The organism is Alteriqipengyuania sp., from assembly GCF_964222115.1.
In the GTDB taxonomy this organism is placed as follows: domain Bacteria; phylum Pseudomonadota; class Alphaproteobacteria; order Sphingomonadales; family Sphingomonadaceae; genus Alteriqipengyuania.
In genome coordinates this window covers 16,177-37,039 of record NZ_CAXQBM010000048.1, presented here as the reverse complement: position 1 = coordinate 37,039, position 20,863 = coordinate 16,177, and the positions used below count along the sequence as shown (strand labels likewise).

At 63.2% G+C, this 20,863-nt stretch carries 23 protein-coding genes and 1 tRNA gene; 21 read left to right on the top strand and 3 right to left on the bottom strand.

What is annotated here, in order from left to right; translation table 11 throughout:
- The 10 genes from ACEQXE_RS07565 to rpmE form a co-directional block, all read left to right on the top strand.
- Positions 1-365, top strand: a 365-nt coding sequence (locus ACEQXE_RS07565) for a uridine monophosphate kinase (protein ID WP_370178292.1), incomplete at its 5' end; no start/stop codon positions are given.
- A gap of 33 nt (positions 366-398) precedes the next feature.
- The gene (gene frr / locus ACEQXE_RS07560) at positions 399-956 is read left to right on the top strand and encodes a ribosome recycling factor (protein ID WP_370178291.1); all 558 of its coding nucleotides are present in this window, start codon (positions 399-401) and stop codon (positions 954-956) included.
- Between the two features lie 127 nt (positions 957-1,083).
- Positions 1,084-1,770: a polyprenyl diphosphate synthase gene (gene uppS, locus ACEQXE_RS07555; protein WP_370178290.1), complete on the top strand. Its 687-nt coding sequence runs from the start codon at positions 1,084-1,086 to the stop codon at positions 1,768-1,770.
- Entirely contained in the window at positions 1,757-2,527 is a 771-nt protein-coding gene (locus tag ACEQXE_RS07550; RefSeq protein ID WP_370178289.1) for a phosphatidate cytidylyltransferase, read from the top strand. The genes uppS and ACEQXE_RS07550 overlap by 14 nt, the downstream gene beginning before the upstream one ends.
- 4 nt (positions 2,528-2,531) lie before the next feature.
- The gene (gene dxr / locus ACEQXE_RS07545; RefSeq protein WP_370178288.1) at positions 2,532-3,686 is read left to right on the top strand and encodes a 1-deoxy-D-xylulose-5-phosphate reductoisomerase; all 1,155 of its coding nucleotides are present in this window, start codon (positions 2,532-2,534) and stop codon (positions 3,684-3,686) included.
- Positions 3,683-4,810, top strand: coding sequence for an RIP metalloprotease RseP (gene rseP / locus ACEQXE_RS07540; protein ID WP_370178287.1), 1,128 nt, complete (start codon positions 3,683-3,685; stop codon positions 4,808-4,810). The genes dxr and rseP overlap by 4 nt, the downstream gene beginning before the upstream one ends.
- 166 nt (positions 4,811-4,976) lie before the next feature.
- A complete protein-coding gene (gene bamA, locus ACEQXE_RS07535; protein ID WP_370178286.1) occupies positions 4,977-7,652 on the top strand; it encodes an outer membrane protein assembly factor BamA in 2,676 nt (891 codons plus the stop codon).
- Positions 7,652-8,347, top strand: coding sequence for an OmpH family outer membrane protein (locus ACEQXE_RS07530; RefSeq protein WP_370178285.1), 696 nt, complete (start codon positions 7,652-7,654; stop codon positions 8,345-8,347). Before bamA ends, ACEQXE_RS07530 begins: the two co-directional genes overlap by 1 nt.
- Positions 8,348-8,393: 46 nt before the next feature.
- Positions 8,394-8,831: a 3-hydroxyacyl-ACP dehydratase FabZ gene (fabZ, locus tag ACEQXE_RS07525; protein WP_370178284.1), complete on the top strand. Its 438-nt coding sequence runs from the start codon at positions 8,394-8,396 to the stop codon at positions 8,829-8,831.
- Positions 8,832-8,941: 110 nt separating this feature from the next.
- Positions 8,942-9,166: a 50S ribosomal protein L31 gene (gene rpmE / locus ACEQXE_RS07520; RefSeq protein WP_010412358.1), complete on the top strand. Its 225-nt coding sequence runs from the start codon at positions 8,942-8,944 to the stop codon at positions 9,164-9,166.
- Between the two features lie 71 nt (positions 9,167-9,237).
- Here rpmE and ACEQXE_RS07515 read toward each other — a convergent pair whose 3' ends face one another.
- Together ACEQXE_RS07515 and ACEQXE_RS07510 are read right to left on the bottom strand one after the other, a co-directional pair.
- Positions 9,238-9,783: an MOSC domain-containing protein gene (locus ACEQXE_RS07515; protein ID WP_370178283.1), complete on the bottom strand. Its 546-nt coding sequence runs from the start codon at positions 9,781-9,783 to the stop codon at positions 9,238-9,240.
- Complete coding sequence (locus tag ACEQXE_RS07510) at positions 9,780-10,409, bottom strand: prolyl hydroxylase family protein (RefSeq protein ID WP_370178282.1); 630 nt, start codon at positions 10,407-10,409, stop codon at positions 9,780-9,782. Before ACEQXE_RS07510 ends, ACEQXE_RS07515 begins: the two co-directional genes overlap by 4 nt.
- A gap of 196 nt (positions 10,410-10,605) precedes the next feature.
- Here ACEQXE_RS07510 and ACEQXE_RS07505 point away from each other — a divergent pair.
- The 11 genes from ACEQXE_RS07505 (at position 10,606) to ACEQXE_RS07455 (ending at position 20,120) form a co-directional block, all read left to right on the top strand.
- Positions 10,606-10,682 (top strand) — tRNA-His (locus ACEQXE_RS07505).
- A 62-nt stretch (positions 10,683-10,744) separates the two neighbouring features.
- Positions 10,745-11,809 (top strand): Leu/Phe/Val dehydrogenase, encoded by a 1,065-nt coding sequence (locus ACEQXE_RS07500; RefSeq protein WP_370178281.1) that lies wholly within the window; start codon positions 10,745-10,747, stop codon positions 11,807-11,809.
- Positions 11,810-11,891: 82 nt separating this feature from the next.
- Positions 11,892-12,611: a heme ABC transporter permease CcmC gene (ccmC, locus tag ACEQXE_RS07495; protein ID WP_370178280.1), complete on the top strand. Its 720-nt coding sequence runs from the start codon at positions 11,892-11,894 to the stop codon at positions 12,609-12,611.
- 3 nt (positions 12,612-12,614) lie between these two features.
- On the top strand, positions 12,615-12,779 hold the full coding sequence (locus ACEQXE_RS07490; RefSeq protein WP_370178279.1) for a hypothetical protein: 165 nt from the start codon (positions 12,615-12,617) through the stop codon (positions 12,777-12,779).
- Positions 12,776-13,246 (top strand): cytochrome c maturation protein CcmE, encoded by a 471-nt coding sequence (gene ccmE / locus ACEQXE_RS07485; protein ID WP_370178278.1) that lies wholly within the window; start codon positions 12,776-12,778, stop codon positions 13,244-13,246. Before ACEQXE_RS07490 ends, ccmE begins: the two co-directional genes overlap by 4 nt.
- Positions 13,243-15,192, top strand: coding sequence for a heme lyase CcmF/NrfE family subunit (locus ACEQXE_RS07480; protein ID WP_370178277.1), 1,950 nt, complete (start codon positions 13,243-13,245; stop codon positions 15,190-15,192). Before ccmE ends, ACEQXE_RS07480 begins: the two co-directional genes overlap by 4 nt.
- Entirely contained in the window at positions 15,189-15,716 is a 528-nt protein-coding gene (locus tag ACEQXE_RS07475) for a DsbE family thiol:disulfide interchange protein (protein ID WP_370178276.1), read from the top strand. The genes ACEQXE_RS07480 and ACEQXE_RS07475 overlap by 4 nt, the downstream gene beginning before the upstream one ends.
- Positions 15,713-16,123, top strand: a complete 411-nt coding sequence (locus ACEQXE_RS07470; protein ID WP_370178275.1) for a cytochrome c-type biogenesis protein CcmH — start codon at positions 15,713-15,715, stop codon at positions 16,121-16,123. The genes ACEQXE_RS07475 and ACEQXE_RS07470 overlap by 4 nt, the downstream gene beginning before the upstream one ends.
- Complete coding sequence (locus tag ACEQXE_RS07465; RefSeq protein ID WP_370178274.1) at positions 16,120-16,791, top strand: tetratricopeptide repeat protein; 672 nt, start codon at positions 16,120-16,122, stop codon at positions 16,789-16,791. The genes ACEQXE_RS07470 and ACEQXE_RS07465 overlap by 4 nt, the downstream gene beginning before the upstream one ends.
- Before the next feature lie 107 nt (positions 16,792-16,898).
- Entirely contained in the window at positions 16,899-18,833 is a 1,935-nt protein-coding gene (locus ACEQXE_RS07460; RefSeq protein WP_370178273.1) for a potassium transporter Kup, read from the top strand.
- Between the two features lie 57 nt (positions 18,834-18,890).
- Entirely contained in the window at positions 18,891-20,120 is a 1,230-nt protein-coding gene (locus ACEQXE_RS07455; protein ID WP_370178272.1) for a potassium/proton antiporter, read from the top strand.
- A 22-nt stretch (positions 20,121-20,142) separates the two neighbouring features.
- Here ACEQXE_RS07455 and ACEQXE_RS07450 read toward each other — a convergent pair whose 3' ends face one another.
- On the bottom strand, positions 20,143-20,799 hold the full coding sequence (locus tag ACEQXE_RS07450; RefSeq protein WP_370178271.1) for an inner membrane-spanning protein YciB: 657 nt from the start codon (positions 20,797-20,799) through the stop codon (positions 20,143-20,145).
- Positions 20,800-20,863 lie beyond the last annotated feature (64 nt).

The window sequence follows — 20,863 nt, the reverse complement described above, 5'->3', positions numbered from 1 at the left end:
GCCATCTCGAAAAGGGACGTATCGTGATCTTCGCAGCTGGCGTTGGCGCACCCTATTTCACCACCGACAGCGGCGCTGCACTTCGCGCGGCCGAAATGAAGTGCGACGCGCTCCTGAAGGGAACCAGCGTCGACGGTGTTTACGACAGCGATCCCAAGAAGAATGCAGATGCCAAGCGCTATGAGACCGTGAGCTACGGCAAGGTTCTGGCAGACGATCTGAAAGTCATGGATGCGAGCGCGGTTGCGCTGTGCCGTGACAACGACATCCCCATCGTGGTCTTCTCGATCCGCGAGAAGGGCAATGTGGCCAAGGTTCTTTCGGGTGAGGGTACCCAGACCGTCGTGACCGACCACACCGCTTAAGACGAACGAACAGACAGGACGAGGAAGCCGATCATGGCAAAGTACGACAAAGCCGATATCGAACGCCGCATGCAGGGCGCGATCGAAAGCCTGAAGGGCGATCTTTCGGGTCTGCGCACGGGCCGTGCGAACACCAGCCTGCTCGATCCGGTGGTGGTCGAGGTTTATGGCTCCATGATGCCGCTGAACCAGGTTGCGACCGTTTCGGCTCCCGAACCGCGCATGCTCAGCGTGCAGGTGTGGGACAAGGGCAATGTAAGCGCGGTTGAGAAGGGCATTGCCCACGCCAACCTGGGCCTCAATCCGATGCAGGATGGCCAGACGCTGCGTATTCCGATGCCCGACCTGACCGAAGAACGCCGCCGCGATCTCGCCAAGCTGGCGGGCAAGTATGCGGAGAACGCCAAGATCGCGATCCGCAATGTGCGCCGCGACGGTATGGAAGCGCTGAAGGAAGACGAGAAGAAGAAGGAAATCTCCGAGGACGATCGCAAGCGGTTCGAGGACGAGGTCCAGAAGCTGACCGACAAATATACTGGCGAGGCGGATGCCGCGGCCGAAGCCAAGGAAAAGGAAATCATGCAGCAGTGAGGGCGACGGCCCCTGCGTTCTATCCCGTTTGCCCCGCGCTTGTCGAAGGGCTGTTCTTCCTTCATGCGATGGGGGTACGGACGAAGAGCGGGGCTTCGACAGGCTCAGCCCGAGCGGATCGAGATTTATGAGCCAGGTTTCCGAAACGAGCGCGCGCCACGTCGCCATCATCATGGATGGCAATGGGCGCTGGGCAAAGCGCCGCGCGCTGCCGCGGGCCATGGGCCACAAGCGCGGGGTAGAGGCTGTACGCACGCTGGTGCGCAGCCTCCAAGGGACCGGGGTCGAGTGTCTGACGCTCTACGCTTTCAGCAGCGAGAACTGGAAACGGCCCGAGGAAGAGGTCAGCGACCTCATGAACCTCATGCGTAATTTCATCCGTTCCGATCTCGATGAGTTCGTCGAGAACGGTGTGCGGCTGAAGATCGTCGGCGACTGGCGCGCGCTCGCCCCCGATATCGTCGAAATGCTGGAGGATGCGCTGGAGAGGACCGCGAATGGCAGCCACACGGTTGCCGTTGCGCTCAACTACGGATCGCAGCAGGAAATCGCTGCCGCCGCGCGGGCCGCCGCAGCCGAGGGCGAAATTACCCCAGAGGCGATCGAGCGACACCTGTTCACCGCCGACCTGCCACCGGTTGACTTGCTGATCCGCACAAGCGGTGAGGTGCGCCTGTCGAATTTTCTGTTATGGCAAATGGCTTACGCGGAAATGCTGTTTGTCGATACGCTGTGGCCCGACTTTACGCCGGAGCATCTGCAGGCAGCTCTCGACGATTTCGCGACAAGGGAGAGGCGCTTTGGCGGCCGATGACCACACGCGCGCCGACGATGCGCAGGAGCCGGAGACGCAGCCGCTGATCGGCGGCGAGCCCGAGAACCCCACGCTGGCCGAAGTGCGCGAGCACTCGCGCCGAAAGACGCTGGGCATCAGGGCCGCATCCGCCGTGGTGATGATCGCGATCGCGGCGGGGGTCTATTTTGCGCTGGGCGATACGGGGCTCGACCTGATTGTGGGTGTCGTCGCCGCGCTCTGCTTTTTGGAATTCATTTTCCTGGTCATCAAGGCGACCGCGAACGTCCCCTACCGGCTGGCGAGCATTCTTGCAGGCGGGGCCTATATCGGGCTTGCCGCGTTGATCCTGATCGATGCGGAGATGCAGGCCTTCTACATCGTCATGAGCGTGGTGATCCTGGCCGATACCTTCGCCTATGTCTTCGGAACGCTGATCGGCGGGCCGCGCATCCTGCCCAAGGTCAGCCCGAACAAGACCTGGGCCGGGCTTATCGGCGGCATGTTCGGCGGGCTGCTTGCGATGAGTCCGCTGATTTACCTCACCTGGCGGCAGGGCACGCTCGACTCGCAGTCGCTGACCGTCTTCGCGATTGCCGGGCCAGTTCTGGCAGTGCTCGCGCTGGCGGGCGACCTTTTCGAAAGCTGGCTGAAGCGCAAGGCGGGGGTCAAGGATTCGAGCCGTCTCATCCCGGGCCACGGCGGGTTTTTCGATCGCTTCGACGGGGTGATCCCGGTGTCCATTCTGGTTGGCATCGTCGTTTCACTGAGCCTTTGATCCCATGCGTTCAATATCCATCCTCGGAAGCACCGGCTCGGTCGGCGATTCGACGCTCAAGCTGTTGCGCCAGCATCGCGAAGACTGGCGGGTCGAGGCTCTGACCGCACATTGCAGCGCCGCCAAACTGGCGAAGCTCGCCCGCGAATTCGATGCGAAGATCGCGGTGGTGAGCGACGAATCCTGCCTTCCCGAGCTGCGCGATGCGCTCAGCGGCACCGGGATCGAGGCGGCGGGCGGTCGCGCAGCGCTGATCGAGGCGGCGAGCCGCCCGGTCGACATCACCATGGCCGCGATCGTCGGCTGCGCGGGGCTCGCACCTGTCATGGCCGCGATCGAACAGGGCGGCACCATCGCGCTCGCCAACAAGGAAGCGCTGGTTTCGGCTGGCGAGGTGATGACCGGGGCGGTCGCCAAACACGGCGCCGCGCTGCTGCCGGTCGATTCAGAGCATAACGCGATTTTCCAGTGCCTTGCCGGAAACGATCCGGCCGAGGTGCGGATGATTACGCTCACCGCCAGCGGCGGGCCGCTGCGCCTGTTATCGACACAGGAACTGGAACGGGTCACCCCGGATCAGGCAGTTGCGCATCCCAACTGGGACATGGGCGCAAAGATCAGCGTCGATTCGGCCACGATGTTCAACAAGGGGCTGGAACTGATTGAGGCGCATCACCTCTTCCCGGTCGGGCTCGATAAAATCCGCATCCTCGTCCATCCGCAAAGCGTGATCCATTCGATGGTCGAATATCGCGACCATTCGACACTGGCGCAGCTTGGGCCGTCGGACATGATGGTGCCCATCGCGTCGTGCCTCGCCTGGCCGAAGCGGATGGAAACACCGTGCGAACCGCTCGACCTTGCAGGCATTGGCGAGCTGACGTTCTTTGCTCCCGACGAAGAGCGCTTTCCCGCCACCCGGCTGGCGCGCGCTGCGTGCGAGGAGGGCGGGGCGACCCCGGCAATCCTCAATGCTGCCAACGAGATAGCTGTTGCCGCCTTCCTTGCCGGTCACATCCCGTTCACGCGAATTGCGACATTGGTGGAAAACGTCCTGCAACAATCCGATCTGCCGCCGGCGCCCGGTAGTCTGGACGACGTGCTGGCAATCGACGCCGCTGCCCGCAGGCAGGCGCAGGCCATTCTGGAGAACGCGTGATCGAACAAATACCCATCTGGATGTGGATTGTCGGCTTCCTGCTGGTGCTGGGGCCCTTGGTAACTGTGCACGAGCTTGGCCACCTGCTGGTCGGGCGCTGGCTGGGCGTGAAGGCGGAGGCTTTCTCCGTCGGGTTCGGCAAGGAATTGACCGGGTTTACCGACCGGCACGGTACCCGCTGGCGCATTTCGGCGCTGCCGCTGGGCGGTTATGTCCAATTCAAGGGCGATATGAACCCGGCCAGCATTCCAGATGCCAATGCGCCGGCAGAGGAAGGCGCGTTCCAGCATGCGGCCCTGTGGCGCCGCGCGCTGATCGTGGCCGCCGGACCGGTGACCAATATCCTGGTTGCGGTAGCGATTTTTGCAGTCTTCTTTACGATTATCGGTAAGCCCACCTACGAATTTCCCGACAATTCGACGCAGGTTGCCGGATTCTCCGAAAACTCCGCCGCCCGCGATGCCGGGGTTGAGATCGGCGATCGGATTGTTGCCATCGATGGTGAGCGTGTCGACGACTTCTACCAGTTGGTAGACCGCGTGGCGCTCTACCCAAATCAGGACATCGACCTTCTGGTTGAGCGGAATGGTCGCGAAATCGCGCTCCCGGTCACTATCGCCGGGGTGACCGAAACGGACCGGTTCGGTAATAAGGGTACCGTCGGGCGCATCGGCGTATACAGGCCCGAGGACGGCGAGGTGAAGGTCAGCTACGAGCGGCTTGGCGTTCTCAGCGTCCTGCCGGCAGCGGTGGATCAATCGATGGTCGTTCTCGATATGATGGTGACCGGGCTCGGGCAGATATTCACCGGCCAGCGTTCAGTCCGAGAACTGGGCGGACCGCTTTCGATTGCGAAATATTCCGGTGAGCAGCTAAGTCTCGGCTGGGTCGCCTTCATCAACTTCGTCGCGTTGATTTCGCTTAATTTGGCATTCATTAACCTGCTGCCAATCCCGATGCTCGACGGCGGTCATCTGGCACTTTATGCGGCGGAAGCGATCCGCCGGAAGCCGGTGGGCCCCCGCGCGACTGAGCTTGCGTATCGCGTCGGTGGAGCACTCGTGCTTGCATTGATGCTATTCGCTACGATCAACGATGTGGTCAAACTGCTGCCCTCTGGGTGATGGCAGATATGCCACGGGACATGAGAGGCGAACCCACCAGCATCGCACCAGCTTGAAAGGGGCGCGCGTATCGGGCACAGGGCGCCGGATCGGTTGGTCCGGAAAGCTGGTACGGCAAAGCCAGGTGCGAACCGGGTCGAGACATTTTGACGGGACAACTTCGTTCATGACGGCCATCGAAACGGGCGCATCGCGCCCCTCGCGCAATATTCGCAATTATGCACTCGCCCTGCTGGCGTGCACCACGCTTGCCGGAGTGCCGCAGGCGGCCTTTGCGCAGGACACGACGGAGTCCGCAGCGGCCGCAGCGGGCCAGACGAGCGCCCCTGCGAGCCAGGGCGACACGATCCAGACTATCTCGGTGCGCGGCGTCCAGCGGCTCGAACCGCAGACGATCCTCAGCTATATCCGCCTGCGCCCGGGCGATACCTACACGGCCGCAGCGGCCGACCAGGCCCTGAAAGACCTTTCGGCGACCGAACTGTTCGAAAGCTACACGATCCGCAACGAGAACGGGAACGTGCTGATCGAGGTGACCGAGAACCCGGTCATCAACCGCATCATCCTCGAAGGGAACAAGCGGCTCAAGGACGACAAGATCCTGCCCGAGATCAAGCTCGCCCCGCGCCAGATCTTCACCCGGTCCAAGGTGCGCGCCGACGTTGCGCGCATCATCGAGCTGTACAAGCGGCAGGGTCGATTCGCGGCCACGGTGGAGCCAAAGACCGTCCAGCTAAGCCAGAACCGCGTCGATCTGGTTTTCGAAGTCACCGAAGGCCCCAAGTCGCGCGTTCGCCAGATCAACATCATCGGAAACGAGAATTTCTCCGATGGCGAGCTGAAGGGCGAAATGGTCACGCACGAGACCGGCCTGTTCAGCTTCCTCAGCGGCAATACCAGCTACGATCCCGATCGGCTGGCTTTCGACCAGCAGAAGCTGCGCGAGTTCTACCTGACGCAGGGCTATGTCGATTTCCGCGTGGTGTCGGCGGTGGCCGAACTGACGCCGGACAAGCGCGACTTCATCATCACCTACGTGGTCGAGGAAGGCCCGCGCTACAAGTTCGGCGATGTCGAGGTGACCAGCCAGATCCGCGACTTCGATGGCGAGGCGCTGACCCGTGGTCTGACGATCGAGGAAGGCGACTGGTACGATGCGCAGCGGATCGAGGATACGGTCGAGGAACTGACCGAACTCGCCGGCCGCTTCGGTTATGCTTTCGCAGATGTCCGCCCGGAATTCCGCCGCAACGCGGATGACCTGACGATGGACATCACGATGGCGATCAACGAAGCGCCGCGTGTTTATATCGAGCGGGTCGACGTCAACGGCAACACGCTGACGCAGGACAAGGTCATCCGCCGCGAGTTCCGTGCGTCGGAAGGCGATGCGTTCAATACGCTCGCTGTCGAACGGACCACCGCGCGCATCAACTCGCTGGGCTTCTTCCAGGAAGGCTTCGAGGTCGAACAGGTGGAAACCACCGATCCCGACCGGATCGTGCTGGAAGCCAATGTCGAAGAGCAGCCGACCGGTGAACTGCAGCTTTCGGCAGGCTTCTCCTCGCTCGAAAGCTTCCTGTTCTCCGGCTCGATCCGGCAGCGCAACTTCCGTGGTCGGGGGCAGACTGTCGGCGCGTCGGCGCAGATTTCCCGCTATTCGAATTCGGTCAATCTCAGCTTCACCGAACCGTATGTGTTCGATCGCAATCTGTCGCTTGGCGCGGACCTGTATCGCCGCGACGTGAACAGCTTTAACCTCAACGATCGCGACCAGACCCGCTACAAGAAGGTGACGACCGGCGGCTCTGTGCGCCTTGGCCTGCCGCTCACAGAGTACTCGTCGGTCCTGTTCAGCTATACCCTGAACTACGATCAGGTGACGATCGACGAGAACCAGTTCTTCAACGATTTCGACAATGACGGAATCCAGGAATGTGAGCCGCTGCTTGTTTCGCGTTTCATCTGCGACACGCTGGGCAACCGGATGAGCTCGATCCTGGGTCTCAACTACGTCTACAACTCGACCAACAGCTATTACCGCCCGTCGCGCGGCGACCGTTATTCGCTGGGCCTCGATTTCGCTGGATTGGGCGGGGACGTCAAATATCTGCGAATTCGCGGGCAGACTGCAAAATACTGGCCGGTACTCGGCGATTTCATTTTCTCGCTGTCGGCTGAAGGCGGCTACATTCACGGCCTGTCGGATCGCGGTGCCGGTCTCGACGATGTCGTACTGACCGATCGCTTTTTCCTGGGTGAGCCGCAGATGCGTGGCTTCGACATTCGCGGCGTCGGCCCGCGCGTGCTCCGCCAGCCCATCAGCACCGACACGGACGGTAACGCGCTGGTCATCACCGATCGCGAACGCGGTGGCGATGACGCTATCGGCGGCAATGCCTATTATCTCGGCCGCGCAGAGCTCGAAATCCCGCTGGGTGCGGGCGCTCGCGAATTCGGGCTGCGTCCGTCGATCTTCCTCGATGTCGGTGCGCTGTTCAACGTGTCGACCCCGCAGTTGCAGAACAGCCCGTTCCCGGACGGGATCTCTTACCAGCGGCGCGACTCTGACGGCAATTTGCTGTATCTGACTGCGGATAACGTGCTGACCACCGATTCGACCGATTCCAGTGGCGCTCCGCTGGATCCGGCTGAACTGACGATCGCCCCCTTCCAGGAAGTGTTCGTTGGCAACAGCTCCAGCCCGCGCATTTCGCTGGGTATCGGCGTCGACTGGAACTCGCCCTTCGGACCGTTCCGGATCGATCTTGCCCATGTGTTGCGCAAGGTCGAAGGCGATGACGTTAAATCCATCTCATTCAATGTAGGGACGCAATTCTGATGAAATTCTTCAAAACCACGCTCGCGGTGGCGACTGCGCTGGGCGCCACTTTTGCCGCGATGCCGGCCGCAGCGCAGGTCAACGGGATCGCGATCAGCAACCCCGAAGCCGTGATGCTCAACAGTCAGGCGCGGATTGCCGCATATGAAGCGATCGATACCGCTAACGAAAGCCTGTACCAGCAAATGGAAGCCGTGCAGCGCGAGATGGCGACGTTGCAGCAGAGCCTCGACACCAATTCCGACAACCAGCTGAGCGATGCCGAGGTGCAGGCGCAGCCTAGCGTCGTGGCGCAGCTGGAACAGAAAGAGCAGCAGATCGTCCAGATGGCGCAGCCGATTGCGCGTGCACAGGCCTATGTGCTCGAACAGCTGCTGGCGGACTATCCCAATGCCCGTAACCAGGTGATGCAGCAGAAGAATGTGCAGATGCTGCTGACGCCCGAAGTGGTCCAGTACGCGCCGGATACGGCTGACGTCACGAAGGACATTCTCGCAGCCCTCAACCAGCGCATGCCTTCTGTCGCGACGCAAGTGCCGGCCGATTGGCGCGCGTCGCAAACGGCGGTTACGCTGCAGCAGCGGATGCAGCAGTTGATTGTGGGCATTGCCCAGCGTCAGGCGATTGCCGCAGCCATGCAGCAGCAGCAGCAGACGGCTCAGCCGCAGGCTCCTGCACAGCCGACCGGGCGTTAATCCCATCGCTGACGCTGAAACCACGGGCGCGGCCGAGCCGCGGACAATGGATGTGCGGCAGGTCCTCAAGGCCTTGCCGCACCGCTACCCGCTATTGCTCGTCGACCGGGTCGAGGACCTGACCTTGGGCGAAGAAATCCACGCGGTAAAGGCGGTGACCTTCAACGAAGATTTCTTCCAGGGCCATTTTCCCGGTGCGCCGATCATGCCCGGTGTGTTGCAGATCGAGGCGCTGGCGCAGGCCGCCGCGATTCTCGGGATCGAGACGCTGGAACTTTCCGGGACGGGCAAGCTCGTGTTTTTCATGGGTATTGATGCGGCCAAATTCCGCTCGCCCGTGACACCGGGCTGCCTGCTCGACCTCAAGGTTTCGTTCCTGCAGAAGCGAAGCCGGGTCTACAAGTTTGCCGGCAAGGCAAGCGTGAATGGCAAGGTGACCTGTGAGTGCGAATTCACCGCGATGATCGCCGATCCGCCGGAATAAACGCCGGTTCGAAGTAGACTTGCCAATTGCGCGCGTTGGGACTATCCGCGCGCCTTTCCCACTCAACAGCTGGACCGGTCGGAACCGTTCCGAGGCTATGGAGACATGACATGAAGGCCGAAGGGCACCCCGATTACCACACCATCAACGTCAAGATGACCGATGGTACCGAATTCCAGACCCGCTCCACCTGGGGCAAGGAAGGCGATACGCTGACCCTGGAAATCGATCCGACCAGCCACCCGGCTTGGACCGGCGGCAAGCAGCAGCTTCAGGAAGGTGGCCGCGTGGCCGCGTTCAACAAGCGCTTCGGCGGCCTCAGCCTCAAGAAGTAAGCCTGATACAAGCTTTGCGGCCTCGCGCCGCGATCAGAGGGCGGTCCTGCGGGGCCGCCCTTTTTGGTAAGTCAGACGGGTTCGAGCGGGTGATGCGGCTTTTGCGGATAGGTCACGGCTATCGCCTGACCTTTCGCAACCCTGCCGCACTGTTCGACTACGCCCATCATTCCGCACTTGCGGAATAGCGATCCGTCTTCCCTCCGCTCGATCATTTCTGCCAGAAGCCCCGGCATGAATGCCTCGATCTGCTTGCACGGATTGCGCAGCCCGGTGATGCGGATTTCCGCACCTCCTATGGTCAGGAGCGTACCTTCGGGCAATCCGAGCAGGTCGATCCCCCGCGTCAGGATATTCTCCCCAAGATCGCCGGGCCTGATCTGAAACCCCTTTTGTTCCAGGTCGTCGAAGAGTTCGGCATGGATAAGATGGACCTGTCGCAGGTTCGGCTGGGTCGGATCGACGCGTATGCGCGAGAGGTGCTGGACCGTCTGTCCGCCATGCGCGTCTTCTGCCACGCCAAAGCCTTCGACAAGTTCGATCGTGTCGCAAGTCTGCTTGGAAAAGCCATGCTGCGGGCTTGCCGAAACCGAGGCAACCTGCGGATCGCCGGTCACCCCCACGGCCTTTCACGATACCATTTCGTGATCACGTACTTGGTGCCTTTGCGCACCTTCATCCCGTGGTGCATCGTGTTGGGATTCACGCTCTGGTCGGGGCGCCGGTTGTTCCAGCACACCAGCTTTCCGGTTTCGGGCTGGAAGTTCTTCTTGATCACTTTGAAGCGCGTCGCGCCGCCGGCCTCGGGCTCGTTGAGGTAGATCATGAAGGTCCAGGTCCGCTGCCCTGCGGTCGCGCAATACTTCTCCCAGTCTTGGCCGCCGGGGTTGAAATAGTCGCAATGCGCCTTGAACTCCTGCCCCACGGCATAGCGTTGCCCCTGCAATGGCTCCCCATGCGCTGGGTCGATGCCGGAGATCTCGGCGAGCATCGCGTCGAGGCGCTGCGTGCGCGGGTCTTCCATCGGCAGGTCGCAGGTTTCGCTGGTGCGGAAATACATGTCGCCATCATGGTCGGCGAGGGTGGAGGGGCGCCGCTTGGCATCGATCATCGCGATCAGTTCGGCGCAGAATTGGGGATCGAGGAATTCCCGCTTCTGGAGGATCTCCAGCTTGGAGAAGGGCAGCCGCTGCATACCCTTGGTCGCCAGTTCGTTCGCGTCGGATTCGCCGGGATCACGCATGGCGTTTCCATGCGCGAATGACGGGGCGTTTTGCAAGCCGCGCAATAATCCTGCGCCAGAGGCCTTCAAATGCGGTTTTCGCTTCCCATTTGGCGCCGTGCGTGCAAGCGAATAATGCGTGCAATCTCCGCACTTGACGCGGCGATTCGTGCGCGTAACTGCCACGTCCCTTGGCGTGGCTGCGCCGGGGCATATGGCGATCGTAGCTCAGTTGGTTAGAGCGCCGGTTTGTGGTACCGGAGGTCGGGGGTTCGAGACCCCTCGATCGCCCCATTTTCCCCCGTGCACGCCCCGACAGGCCCGAAGAGAACTCCTGTGGGGATGTGCACAAGCCGATGACCGCTTTCTGGACCGAGCCCGATTTCGACGACCACGAAGTGGTGCATTTCGTCCATGACGAAAAGCGCGGGCTCACGGCGATCATTGCGCTTCATTCGACCCATCTCGGCCCGGCAGCGGGCGGTACGCGCTTCTGGCATTACGAAGATCCCGGCGCCGCGATGCGCGATGCGCTGCGGCTGAGCCGCGGGATGAGCTACAAGAACGCGATGGCAGGCCTGCCCATGGGCGGCGGCAAGGCCGTGATCCTGGCCGACGAGCAACGCCGCAAGACGCCTGAGATGCTGGCCGCATTCGGTGAAGCGGTGAACGGCCTCGGCGGAAAGTATGTCACCGCAGAGGATGTCGGCATTACCGTGGAAGACATGGTCGCGGTCAACCAGCAGACAGATTACGTCTCCGGCCTGCCGGTCGATGAAGGCGAGGCTGGGGGCAATCCGGGCCCGTTCACCGCGCTGGGCATTTATCTCGGCATCAAGGCTGCCGTACAGCACAAGTTGGGGCGCGACAGCGTGGAAGGCGTCCATGTCTCGCTGCAAGGCGTAGGGAGTGTGGGCGGCGGCGTTGCGCGGCTGCTGGCAAAGGACGGTGCGCGCCTGACGTTGAGCGATATCCGGGAAGATAACGCGGCCTCGCTGGGCGAAGAACTGGGCGCGGATGTCGTCTCGCCCGATGCGATCATGGCGGTCGGATGCGACGTGTTCAGCCCCAATGCGCTGGGCGCGATCCTGAACGAGGAAGGCATCGCCAAGCTCGATTGCGCGATCGTTGCGGGCGGTGCGAACAACCAGCTCGCCCGGCCGGAGAACGGCACGATGCTGGCCGAGCGGGGCATCCTGTATGCGCCCGATTACGTGATCAACGCGGGCGGTATCGTCAGCGTGACGATGGAATATCTGTGCCGCCGCGATAATGCACCCTGCGACATCAACGAGGTGCGTCGGCGCATCGCACTGATTCCGGATCGCCTGACGAAGATCTGGCAGGACAGCGAAGCGCAAGCCTCCTCGCCCGACCGGGTGGCCGATGCGATGGCGCAGGAACTTATCGGGCGGCGCTGAACGGTCTTTCGACCCGGCGGTTTCCGCTGCAAAACCTTGCGCCGGACACCTCCGGGCGGCATAGGGTCACGCGATAAAAATCATGCATGGTTTCGCCAATCCCCGCCGGTTTCTCGCGCTTGCGACAAGGCTGACCCCGATCCTGCTGGTATCGGGTCTGGTCATTACCGCTGCCGTCTTTGCCTATGGCCTCCTTGCCGCTCCTGCCGAGCGTCTGCAGGGCGAGACCGTGCGCATCCTGTTTCTCCATGTGCCTACCGCATGGCTGGGCATGGCCGGGTGGTCGACCATCGCCATTGCCAGCCTGGTAGAACTGGTGTGGCGGCATCCGCTGGCGGGAATAGCCGCGCGCGCCGCAGCCATGCCCGGTGCCGTCTTCACGGCCCTGTGCCTGATCACCGGATCGCTGTGGGGTCGCCCTGCGTGGGGCACCTGGTGGGTGTGGGACGGACGCCTGACCAGCATGCTGGTGCTGCTGTTCCTCTACCTCGCCTATATCGCGCTTGCGCAGGCAGTGGAGCGGGAAGGGGCGTCCTCGCGCATCCCGGCGATCTTCGGGCTGGTCGGCGTGGTCAATATTCCGATCATCCACTTCTCGGTTATCTGGTGGAATAGTCTGCACCAGCCGCCCAGCATCACCGCCAGCGGATCGGCCATGGCGCCCGAGTTCCTGTGGCCGCTGCTGCTGGTCACGCTGGGAATGTCGCTGCTGTACGGCGGTATCGTGCTGGCCCGCATGCGTGCTCTGCTGGCAAATATCCAGGCCGAAGCACGCTTGCGGCGTCGCGCGATAGAGGCCTGAGCGATGCAGGAAAATCTCGACCAGTGGACATTCGTGCTTGCGGCTTACGCAATCGGCATCGGGGGCATCCTGTCGATGACCGGCTGGAGCTGGCAGAGGATGCGCGCCGCCGAACGGCGCCGGGATAAGGCCCGCGAAAAGACGCGCGACAAGGGCACCGGCGAATGACCGCTCTCGCCCCCAAACATCAAAGGCTCGTCCTCGTGCTCGTGGCGCTGGGCGTGCTGATCGCGGCAGGAATGCTGGCCGCGTGGGGTCTGCGCAGCCAGGCGGACTATTTCTACCTGCCAGAGGATATCGCCGAAAACCCGCCCGAACCGGGGCGGGCGATCCGGCTGGGTGGAGTGGTGCAGCAAGGCTCTATCCGCACGCTGGCGGACGGGGTGACGATCGCCTTCGCGGTCACCGGACGACATGGCGATGCCATCCCCGTGACCTATCGCGGGATCGTGCCGGACCTGTTCGTCGAAGGATCGGGCGTCATCGCCAATGGGCGGCTTACCGATGGCGGCACGTTCGAGGCCGAAACCCTGCTCGCCAAGCATGACGAGAATTACACGCCGCGCGAACTCGAAGGATTGAGCGACGTCGAGGCGCGCGAGACGCTGGAAGAAAGCGCCGCAGCCGCGCCATGATCGCCGAGCTTGGCCTTGCCGCCCTGTGGCTCGCCGCAGGTCTCTGCGTGCTGCAACTGATCGCGGGCGCTGCTGGCGCGCGTAGCGACGTTCAAGGCGCGCTGAGTGCACTGGTACGCCCTGCTGCTGTCGTGCAGGGCGTCTTGCTGCTGGTCGCTTTCGCCTACCTGCTGCGCGTGTTCGCGGTGACCGACCTGTCGGTCGCGCTCGTCGCTGCCAACAGCCACGCGGACAAGCCGCTGATCTACCGGATTTCGGGCGCCTGGGGGAACCACGAGGGCTCGATGCTGCTGTGGGTTACCATCCTGGGGCTGTGCAGCGCATTGGTCGCTCTGTTCGAACAGCGCGGAGAACAACGCTTTATCAAGGCGGCGATGGCGGCGCAGGGCTTCGTCGCGCTGGGTTTCTACGCCTTCCTGCTGCTCAGTTCGAACCCGTTCGAGCGCCTCGACCCGGCGGCAGCGACCGGCGCCGGGCTGAATCCGCTGTTGCAGGACATCGGCCTCGCGCTGCATCCGCCCACGCTCTACGTCGGCTATGTCGGGTTGTCGGTCGCCTTCAGCTTCGTCGTCGCGGGACTGCTGACCCGGCAGGCAGGCCCCGATCTGGCGCGCGCGATGCGTCCGTGGGTGCTGGCGGCATGGATCGCGCTGACGCTCGGCATCGCGGCGGGTAGCTACTGGGCCTATTACGAGCTGGGCTGGGGCGGCTGGTGGTTCTGGGACCCGGTCGAGAACGCATCGCTGATGCCGTGGCTCGCGGCGACCGCGCTGCTCCATTCGGCCAGCGTCCTCGCCGCGCGCGACGCGCTGCGCACCTGGACCATCATGCTGGGCGTGGTCGCCTTCTCGATGAGCATGGTCGGCACTTTCCTCGTCCGCTCCGGTATTCTCACCAGCGTGCATGCCTTCGCGGTCGACCCTGAGCGGGGTGCGTTCATCCTCGGCCTGCTGACGCTGTATATCGGGGGCGCCTTCGTGCTGTTCGCACTGCGAGCCGGTGCACTGGCAGAGGGCAAGCGCTTTGCCACGGTGAGCCGTGAGGGCGCGCTGGTGGTCAATAATGTGATGCTGAGCGGCATCCTGGCTGTCGTGCTGCTGGGCACGCTATATCCGCTGTTGGCCGAGGCGCTGGGAACGCGCGTTTCGATCGGGCCCCCGTATTACAATCCGGTCACGGCGGTGTTCGCGGTGCCGATGCTGCTGGTGCTCGCGGTTGGCCCGCTGCTGCGCTGGAAACGCGACAACCTGCGCCGCATCGCGGTGCCGCTGGTGCTGTTGGGAGCGATCCTCGCGGCATCGATCACCATTGTGGTCGTCTTCACCGGGGCCGGTGTGCTGGCGACCATGGGGCTGGCACTCGCTGCCCTGCTGGCGCTCGCCAGCTGGCTACCGCTGGCCGGTCGTCGCATCACTCGCGTACCGCTGCCCCTCTGGGGTTCGATGCTCGCGCATTTCGGTATCGCGGTCAGTCTTGCCGGGATGGCGAGCGAAAGCGCCTTTTCGACCGAACGGCTGGTGGCCATGCGCGCGGGCGATACCGTTTCCGTCGGGCCGTTCGAAGCGCGACTGGAAGCGGTTGAGCCTGTGGCCGGGCCGAACTGGACTGCGCTCGAAGCGCGCGTTGCGGCGTCTTCCAACGGCACTGGCGCGACGCTTCGTCCGCAGGCGCGTACCTTTACCGAGCCGCAGCAGAGTACCAGCGAGGCGGCCTTGCTCACGCGCCGGGATGGCCAGCTTTACGCCATTCTTGGCGACGCCGCCGGCGACGATCGCTGGCAATTGCGCCTATGGTGGAAACCCTTCGTCACGCTGATCTGGTTTGGCGCCATTCTGATTGCGCTGGGCGGTCTGCTGTCGCTGATCGGTCATCTGCGCAATGGTGTTCGCCGCTGGAAAATCCGCGATGCGATGGCGCGTCGTCGGGCGGAAAGAGCCACTGCATGAAGCGGCTGTGGCTCATAATCCCGCTCGCGCTGTTCGCGCTGTTCCTGGGGCTGGCGGCCTACCAGATGGCGCAGCCGAAGGACGAGTTGGTGCGCAGTGCCATGATTGGCAAGCCGCTGCCCGCGTTCGACCTGCCGGGTCGCGACGACGAAGCGCCGCGCGTGGCGTCTGCCATGTTCACCGATGGCCAGCCGCGCCTGCTTAACGTGTGGGCCACCTGGTGCGTGCCGTGCATCGCCGAGGCTCCGCAGCTCGAAGCCCTGGAAGAGCGCGGTGTGCCGATTGTCGGCATTGCCATCCGCGACGATCCGCAGGCGATGGCGCAGTTCCTGTCACGATACGGCGATCCCTACGTCGCCATCGCGCGCGACGATATTGCCGAGGTGCAGCTCGCCCTGGGCTCCTCGGGTGTGCCCGAAACCTTCGTGATCGATGGCGACGGGATCATCCGTTACCAGCATATCGGCGATATCCGGCCCAACCAGGTCGACGAGATCTATGCCGAGTGGGAGGCTGCGAAATGATGCCCTCTGCGCTCCTGGCGGCGGCACTTTTGGCAGTGAGCGCGCCCGGCGCGGGGCAGGCGGTTTCCTCCGCTCCCCTCGCCAATACGCAGCTTGCCGATCCGGTGGCGGAGGCCGAGGCACAGGCGCTGATGGAAGAGCTGCGCTGCCTTACCTGCCAGTCGCAATCCATCGCCGATAGCGATGCGCCGATGGCGGGCGACATGCGCCACCAGGTGCGCAGCCGTATTGCGGCGGGTGAGAGCCCCGAGGAAGTACGCGCCTGGCTGGTCGAACGCTATGGCGATTACGTCACCTTCCGGCCCGGAATAGGTGCCGCCACGTGGCCCCTCTATGCTCTGCCGCTGCTGTTCCTGCTGATTGCCGGTGCGGTCCTTATCCGCCGTCTTGGGAGGCGCGGGGAATGACGTGGATCGCAATTGTCGCGCTGGCCGTCATCGCATTCGGCATCGGCTTTCTGATTTCGGGCGAAGGGCGCCGGGTATGGACCTTGCTCGCATCGGCGCTGGTCTTCGCGCTCGCCGGCTATGCGTGGCAGGGCTCGCCCGATCTTGCAGCATCGCCCAAGCAGGCCGAACGCGAGGTGATGCCGACCTCCGACGCGATGATCGACGCACGCCGCGCGTTCTATAATGTCGAGGGCATCCCGCCTTCGCGCTACGTCGTGATTGCGGATGGCTTTTCGCGCCGGGGTCAGCATGCGGACGCGGCCGGGATGCTGCGCAATGGTGTGAGCGAAAACCCGGAGGATGGGGAGGCATGGCTCGCACTGGCGCTGGCGCTGGCCGAGCATTCGCATGGACAGGTTACCCCGCCGGTCGGCTATGCGTTCGACCGGGCGCGCAGGGCATCGCAGGGCAATCCGGCACCTTACTATTTTCGCGGTATCATTGCGATGCGCAGCGGCGCTCTGGGCGAAGCGCGCGAGTATTGGGCGCAAGGGCTCGCCGAGGCTGACGAGAACGCCAAGGGGCGCGAATTCGTCACGCAGCAGCTGGAACGGCTTGATGGTGTGATCGGCGTGCTGGGCGAACGCGCACCGCAAATCGCTCCGCAAGCCCCCGCCCGACCTTGACCTATGTTGCATGTGCACACTGGCACTGCTAACCGCGCTCGCCTGCCTCACATCAGGCGTGAACCGTGCCTGCCGGAGGCTAGCAGGCTGAGTATGGCACCTAGCGCATGAGCGATTCCCCAGCAACAGCGGACCCGGGCGCGACACCGCCCGCAAAGGGCACCACCGCGCACCATGCCTCCACGGCGACGCTGGCTTTCGGTGCGATCGGGATCGTCTTCGGCGATATCGGCACCAGCCCGCTCTACGCCTTTCGCGAAACCTTCATCGGACCCAACCCGCTGGCGCTGGACGCGGCGCATGTGTTGGGCGTGGTCAGCCTGATCTTCTGGTCGATGACGCTGATCGTGGCGATCCAGTACGTCTCGATCCTGATGCGCGCGGACAACAAGGGGCAGGGCGGCTCGCTGGCTCTCGTCGCGCTGATTTCCCGCTCGATCAGCAAGTCCAAATATGGCTGGCTGGCGATCCTGCTGGGCGTCTTCGCGACCTCGCTGTTTTACGGCGACTCGATGATTACGCCTGCGATTTCGGTGCTTTCGGCGGTCGAGGGGCTGACCGTGGTGGACGAGGGGCTGCAGGATTTCGTCATCCCCATCGCGCTTGGCCTGCTGGTTGCGCTGTTCCTGTTGCAGAAGCGCGGGACGGCCAAGGTGGGTGCACTCTTCGCCCCGGTGATGATCGTCTATTTCACGGTCATCGCGGGTCTGGGCATCAACCAGATCGTGCAGCATCCCCAGATCCTGTGGGCGCTGAGCCCGCATCACGCGGTCAATTTCTTCATCCTCGACGGCTGGCTGGCCTTCCTTGCACTGGGATCGGTCGTGCTGGCGGTGACGGGCTCCGAAGCGCTTTATTCGGATATGGGCCACTTCGGGCGCGGCCCGATGCGGTTGAGCTGGTTCGGCTTCGTCATGCCGTGCCTGCTGCTCAACTATTTCGGGCAGGGCGCGATGATGATCAGCCTGCCTGCCGAAGCCGCAGCAGAGGCGATCCGCAGTCCGTTCTTCTTCCTTGCCAGCGAAGACTGGCGCCTGCCGCTAGTGTTCCTCGCCACCGTAGCGACCTTCATCGCCAGCCAGGCGGTGATATCGGGCGCCTTCTCGATCACCCACCAGGCGATGCAGCTTGGCTATATCCCGCGGCTTTCGATCCGCCATACGAGCGAGAGCGAAGCGGGGCAGATTTATATTCCGGCAGTCAACTGGGCGTTGCTTGTGGCAGTCATCATCCTGGTGCTGACCTTCCAGAACTCGTCCAATCTCGCGAGCGCCTATGGCATCGCCGTGACCGGGGCAGTGACCATCGATACCTTGCTGATGGGCGTATTGTTCGTCGGCGTGTGGAAGTGGAAATGGTGGGTCGCCGCGCCGATCGTGTTGCTGTTCCTGATCGTCGATGGCGCCTACTTTGCCGCCAACCTGACCAAGATTACCGATGGCGGCTGGTTCCCGCTGGTGGTTGGCCTCGTCGCCTTCACCTTGCTCACCACATGGGCGCGCGGACGCAAGCTGATGCGGGAGCGGATGGGAGAGGTCGCGCTGCCGATCGAAATTTTCGCCAAGTCCGCTCAGAACAGCGCCACGCGCGTGCCGGGCACCGCGATCTTCATGGCATCGAGCACTGCGGGTGTGCCCTCCGCGCTCCTCCACAATATCAAGCACAACAAGGTTCTGCACGAGCGGGTGGTGATCCTGACCGTCGAGATCCAGGATGTGCCCTATGTCGATAGCGAGCACCGTTGTGAGTTCAGAGAGATCGGCAGCGGCTTCTATCGCGCGGTGCTGCATTACGGGTTCATGGACGAAACCAACGTGCCGCAGGGCCTGAAACAGATGAGCAGGTGCGGCGGCGAGTTCGACATGATGGAGACGAGCTTCTTCCTCAGCCGCCAGACATTGCTGGCGAGCGAAAAGCCCGGCATGCCGATCTGGCGCGAGAAAGTGTTTGCATGGATGCTGCGCAACTCGGCGAGCGCGATGCAGTTTTTCCGCCTGCCCACGAACCGCGTGGTCGAGCTGGGTTCGCAGGTGCGGATTTAGGAAGTCAGACAGCACGCCGCCCTTGCCAGACAAGGGCTGCGGCCCCCACATGGGCACATGCTCAGCGTTAGCCCGGAAGTTGCCCTCCTCACCCTCGGTATCCTACTGATGGCGACCGTCTTCGCCGGGTCGCTCTCCAGCCGCTTCGGCCTGCCCGCACTAATCGGGTTCCTGTGTCTCGGGATGATCGCCGGGGTCGACGGGCCGGGCGGTATCGTTTTCGACGATTACCAGCTGACGCAGGGCGTCGGCATTGCGTGCCTTATCTTCATCCTGTTTTCGGGCGGGATCGACACCGATTGGCGCGATGTGCGCCGCGTGGCCGCGCCAGCTTTGGTCCTTGCAACGGCGGGCGTGCTGGTGAGTGCGGGCGTCGTCGCGCTCTCTGCAGTGCTGTTGCTCGATTTCAGTCCTTTCCAAGGCTTCCTGCTGGGCGCGATCGTCGCCTCCACCGATGCGGCGGCGGTGTTCGCGATCCTGCGATCGACCGGGCTCGACCTGCATGGGGACGTGCCTGCGCTGATCGAAGTGGAATCGGGCTCCAACGATCCGATGGCGATCTTCCTGGTCGGCGCGGCGCTGATGTTCATCACCATGCCCGAGTTCTCGCCCGTCACCCTCATGCCGCAGTTCGTGCTGCAGATGGTGCTCGGCGCGGTGATCGGGCTGGGGGCGGGCTACCTGATGCCCGAGGTGCTCAAGCGCACGCAGTACCGGCACGGCGGGCTGGCCTTCGTCATCTCGATCGCCGCCGCGCTGATCGCGTTCGGGCTGGCATCGGTGTTGGGCGGCAACGGTTTCCTCGCCGCGTATGTTGCAGGCCTCGCCGCCGGTAACCGAACGTATCGTGCCCGCGCCATCGTATCGACCTTTCAGGACGGGCTGGCTTGGCTTGCGCAGGTAGTGATGTTCCTCACGCTCGGCCTGCTGATCACGCCGTCGAACCTTACCGGAGTGGTGTTGCCCGGGCTGGCGATCACCGTCATCCTGATGTTCGTCGCAAGGCCGCTGAGCGTCTTCATCTGCCTTGCACCGTTCCGCCGGTTCGGCTGGCGCGCAAAGCTGTTCGTTTCATGGGCGGGCCTGCGCGGTGCGGTGCCGATCGTGCTGGCAACCTTCCCCATGGTTGCGGGCGTGCCCAGCGCCTTCACGATCTTCAACATCGTGTTCTTCGTCGTCCTGCTATCGAGCATCATTCAGGGCCCGACCATCAACTGGATGGCGACGCGGCTGGGCCTGGTCGCGAGCGATGGCGGGGAAGGCGGCGCGGCCGAGGCTACCCCCTGAACCGCGCGCCTGCCCGCAGGCGTCAGCCCGTTGGTGGTTCCTCGTCGGGCAGGCCCTCGTTCCGTTCCGGGTCCAACCCGTGTTTCAGCAGCATCGGGATCTGCGTGAAGGTGAAGGCGAGGCTGAGCCCCATGAACACCCACAGCTTGGCCCAAAGCCAGGACTCGAAGCTCAATGACAGGCGCAGCGCCTCGTTCAGCACCGCGAGGAACAGGAAGAACACGCCCCAGTTGCGAGACAGTTTGAGCCAGCCCTCCTGCGACAACCCTTCGAACGCTGCCTCCAGCAGCCATTGGAGGAAAGCCTTGCCCTTGAACCAGCCGACCAACAGCACGACCCCGAAGAAGGCGTAGAGCACGGTGGGTTTGACCTGCACGTAGAAGGGATCGCGCAGCAGGATCGTCAGCCCGCCGAAACCGACGATCAATACGGTCGACAGCATCAGCATTTTCGACACGTGTCCAAGCACCAGCTTGCTCGCGATCACCGCCGCGATGGCCGCGACGATGAAGGCGCCGGTCGATTTGATGATTGCGAACAGCGTGCCAACCGAATCCTCGCCCTCGGGGCGGAACAGGTAGAAGCTGACGAGGAAGACGATCAGTGGGCCGTAGTCGATCGCGACATTCAGCCAGCCGGATTTGGGTTTCGATTGGGTTTCGGGGGTAGGGTCAGTCATGATTTCCGTTCGTCCTGAGCCTGTCGAAGGGCGAACAATGCGCCCACGTTCGCGGTTCGATAGG

What these genes read in the sequence shown, in the direction of transcription:
- frr (WP_370178291.1), top strand. Translation starts at nt 399, where the DNA reads ATGGCAAAGTACGACAAAGCCGATATCGAACGCCGCATGCAGGGCGCG.
- uppS (WP_370178290.1), top strand. Translation starts at nt 1,084, where the DNA reads ATGAGCCAGGTTTCCGAAACGAGCGCGCGCCACGTCGCCATCATCATG.
- dxr (WP_370178288.1), top strand. Translation starts at nt 2,532, where the DNA reads ATGCGTTCAATATCCATCCTCGGAAGCACCGGCTCGGTCGGCGATTCG.
- bamA (WP_370178286.1), top strand. Translation starts at nt 4,977, where the DNA reads ATGACGGCCATCGAAACGGGCGCATCGCGCCCCTCGCGCAATATTCGC.
- ACEQXE_RS07530 (WP_370178285.1), top strand. Translation starts at nt 7,652, where the DNA reads ATGAAATTCTTCAAAACCACGCTCGCGGTGGCGACTGCGCTGGGCGCC.
- fabZ (WP_370178284.1), top strand. Translation starts at nt 8,394, where the DNA reads ATGGATGTGCGGCAGGTCCTCAAGGCCTTGCCGCACCGCTACCCGCTA.
- rpmE (WP_010412358.1), top strand. Translation starts at nt 8,942, where the DNA reads ATGAAGGCCGAAGGGCACCCCGATTACCACACCATCAACGTCAAGATG.
- ACEQXE_RS07510 (WP_370178282.1), bottom strand. Translation starts at nt 10,409, where the DNA reads ATGCGTGATCCCGGCGAATCCGACGCGAACGAACTGGCGACCAAGGGT.
- ACEQXE_RS07500 (WP_370178281.1), top strand. Translation starts at nt 10,745, where the DNA reads ATGACCGCTTTCTGGACCGAGCCCGATTTCGACGACCACGAAGTGGTG.
- ccmC (WP_370178280.1), top strand. Translation starts at nt 11,892, where the DNA reads ATGCATGGTTTCGCCAATCCCCGCCGGTTTCTCGCGCTTGCGACAAGG.
- ACEQXE_RS07490 (WP_370178279.1), top strand. Translation starts at nt 12,615, where the DNA reads ATGCAGGAAAATCTCGACCAGTGGACATTCGTGCTTGCGGCTTACGCA.
- ccmE (WP_370178278.1), top strand. Translation starts at nt 12,776, where the DNA reads ATGACCGCTCTCGCCCCCAAACATCAAAGGCTCGTCCTCGTGCTCGTG.
- ACEQXE_RS07480 (WP_370178277.1), top strand. Translation starts at nt 13,243, where the DNA reads ATGATCGCCGAGCTTGGCCTTGCCGCCCTGTGGCTCGCCGCAGGTCTC.
- ACEQXE_RS07475 (WP_370178276.1), top strand. Translation starts at nt 15,189, where the DNA reads ATGAAGCGGCTGTGGCTCATAATCCCGCTCGCGCTGTTCGCGCTGTTC.
- ACEQXE_RS07470 (WP_370178275.1), top strand. Translation starts at nt 15,713, where the DNA reads ATGATGCCCTCTGCGCTCCTGGCGGCGGCACTTTTGGCAGTGAGCGCG.
- ACEQXE_RS07465 (WP_370178274.1), top strand. Translation starts at nt 16,120, where the DNA reads ATGACGTGGATCGCAATTGTCGCGCTGGCCGTCATCGCATTCGGCATC.
- ACEQXE_RS07460 (WP_370178273.1), top strand. Translation starts at nt 16,899, where the DNA reads ATGAGCGATTCCCCAGCAACAGCGGACCCGGGCGCGACACCGCCCGCA.
- ACEQXE_RS07455 (WP_370178272.1), top strand. Translation starts at nt 18,891, where the DNA reads ATGCTCAGCGTTAGCCCGGAAGTTGCCCTCCTCACCCTCGGTATCCTA.
- ACEQXE_RS07450 (WP_370178271.1), bottom strand. Translation starts at nt 20,799, where the DNA reads ATGACTGACCCTACCCCCGAAACCCAATCGAAACCCAAATCCGGCTGG.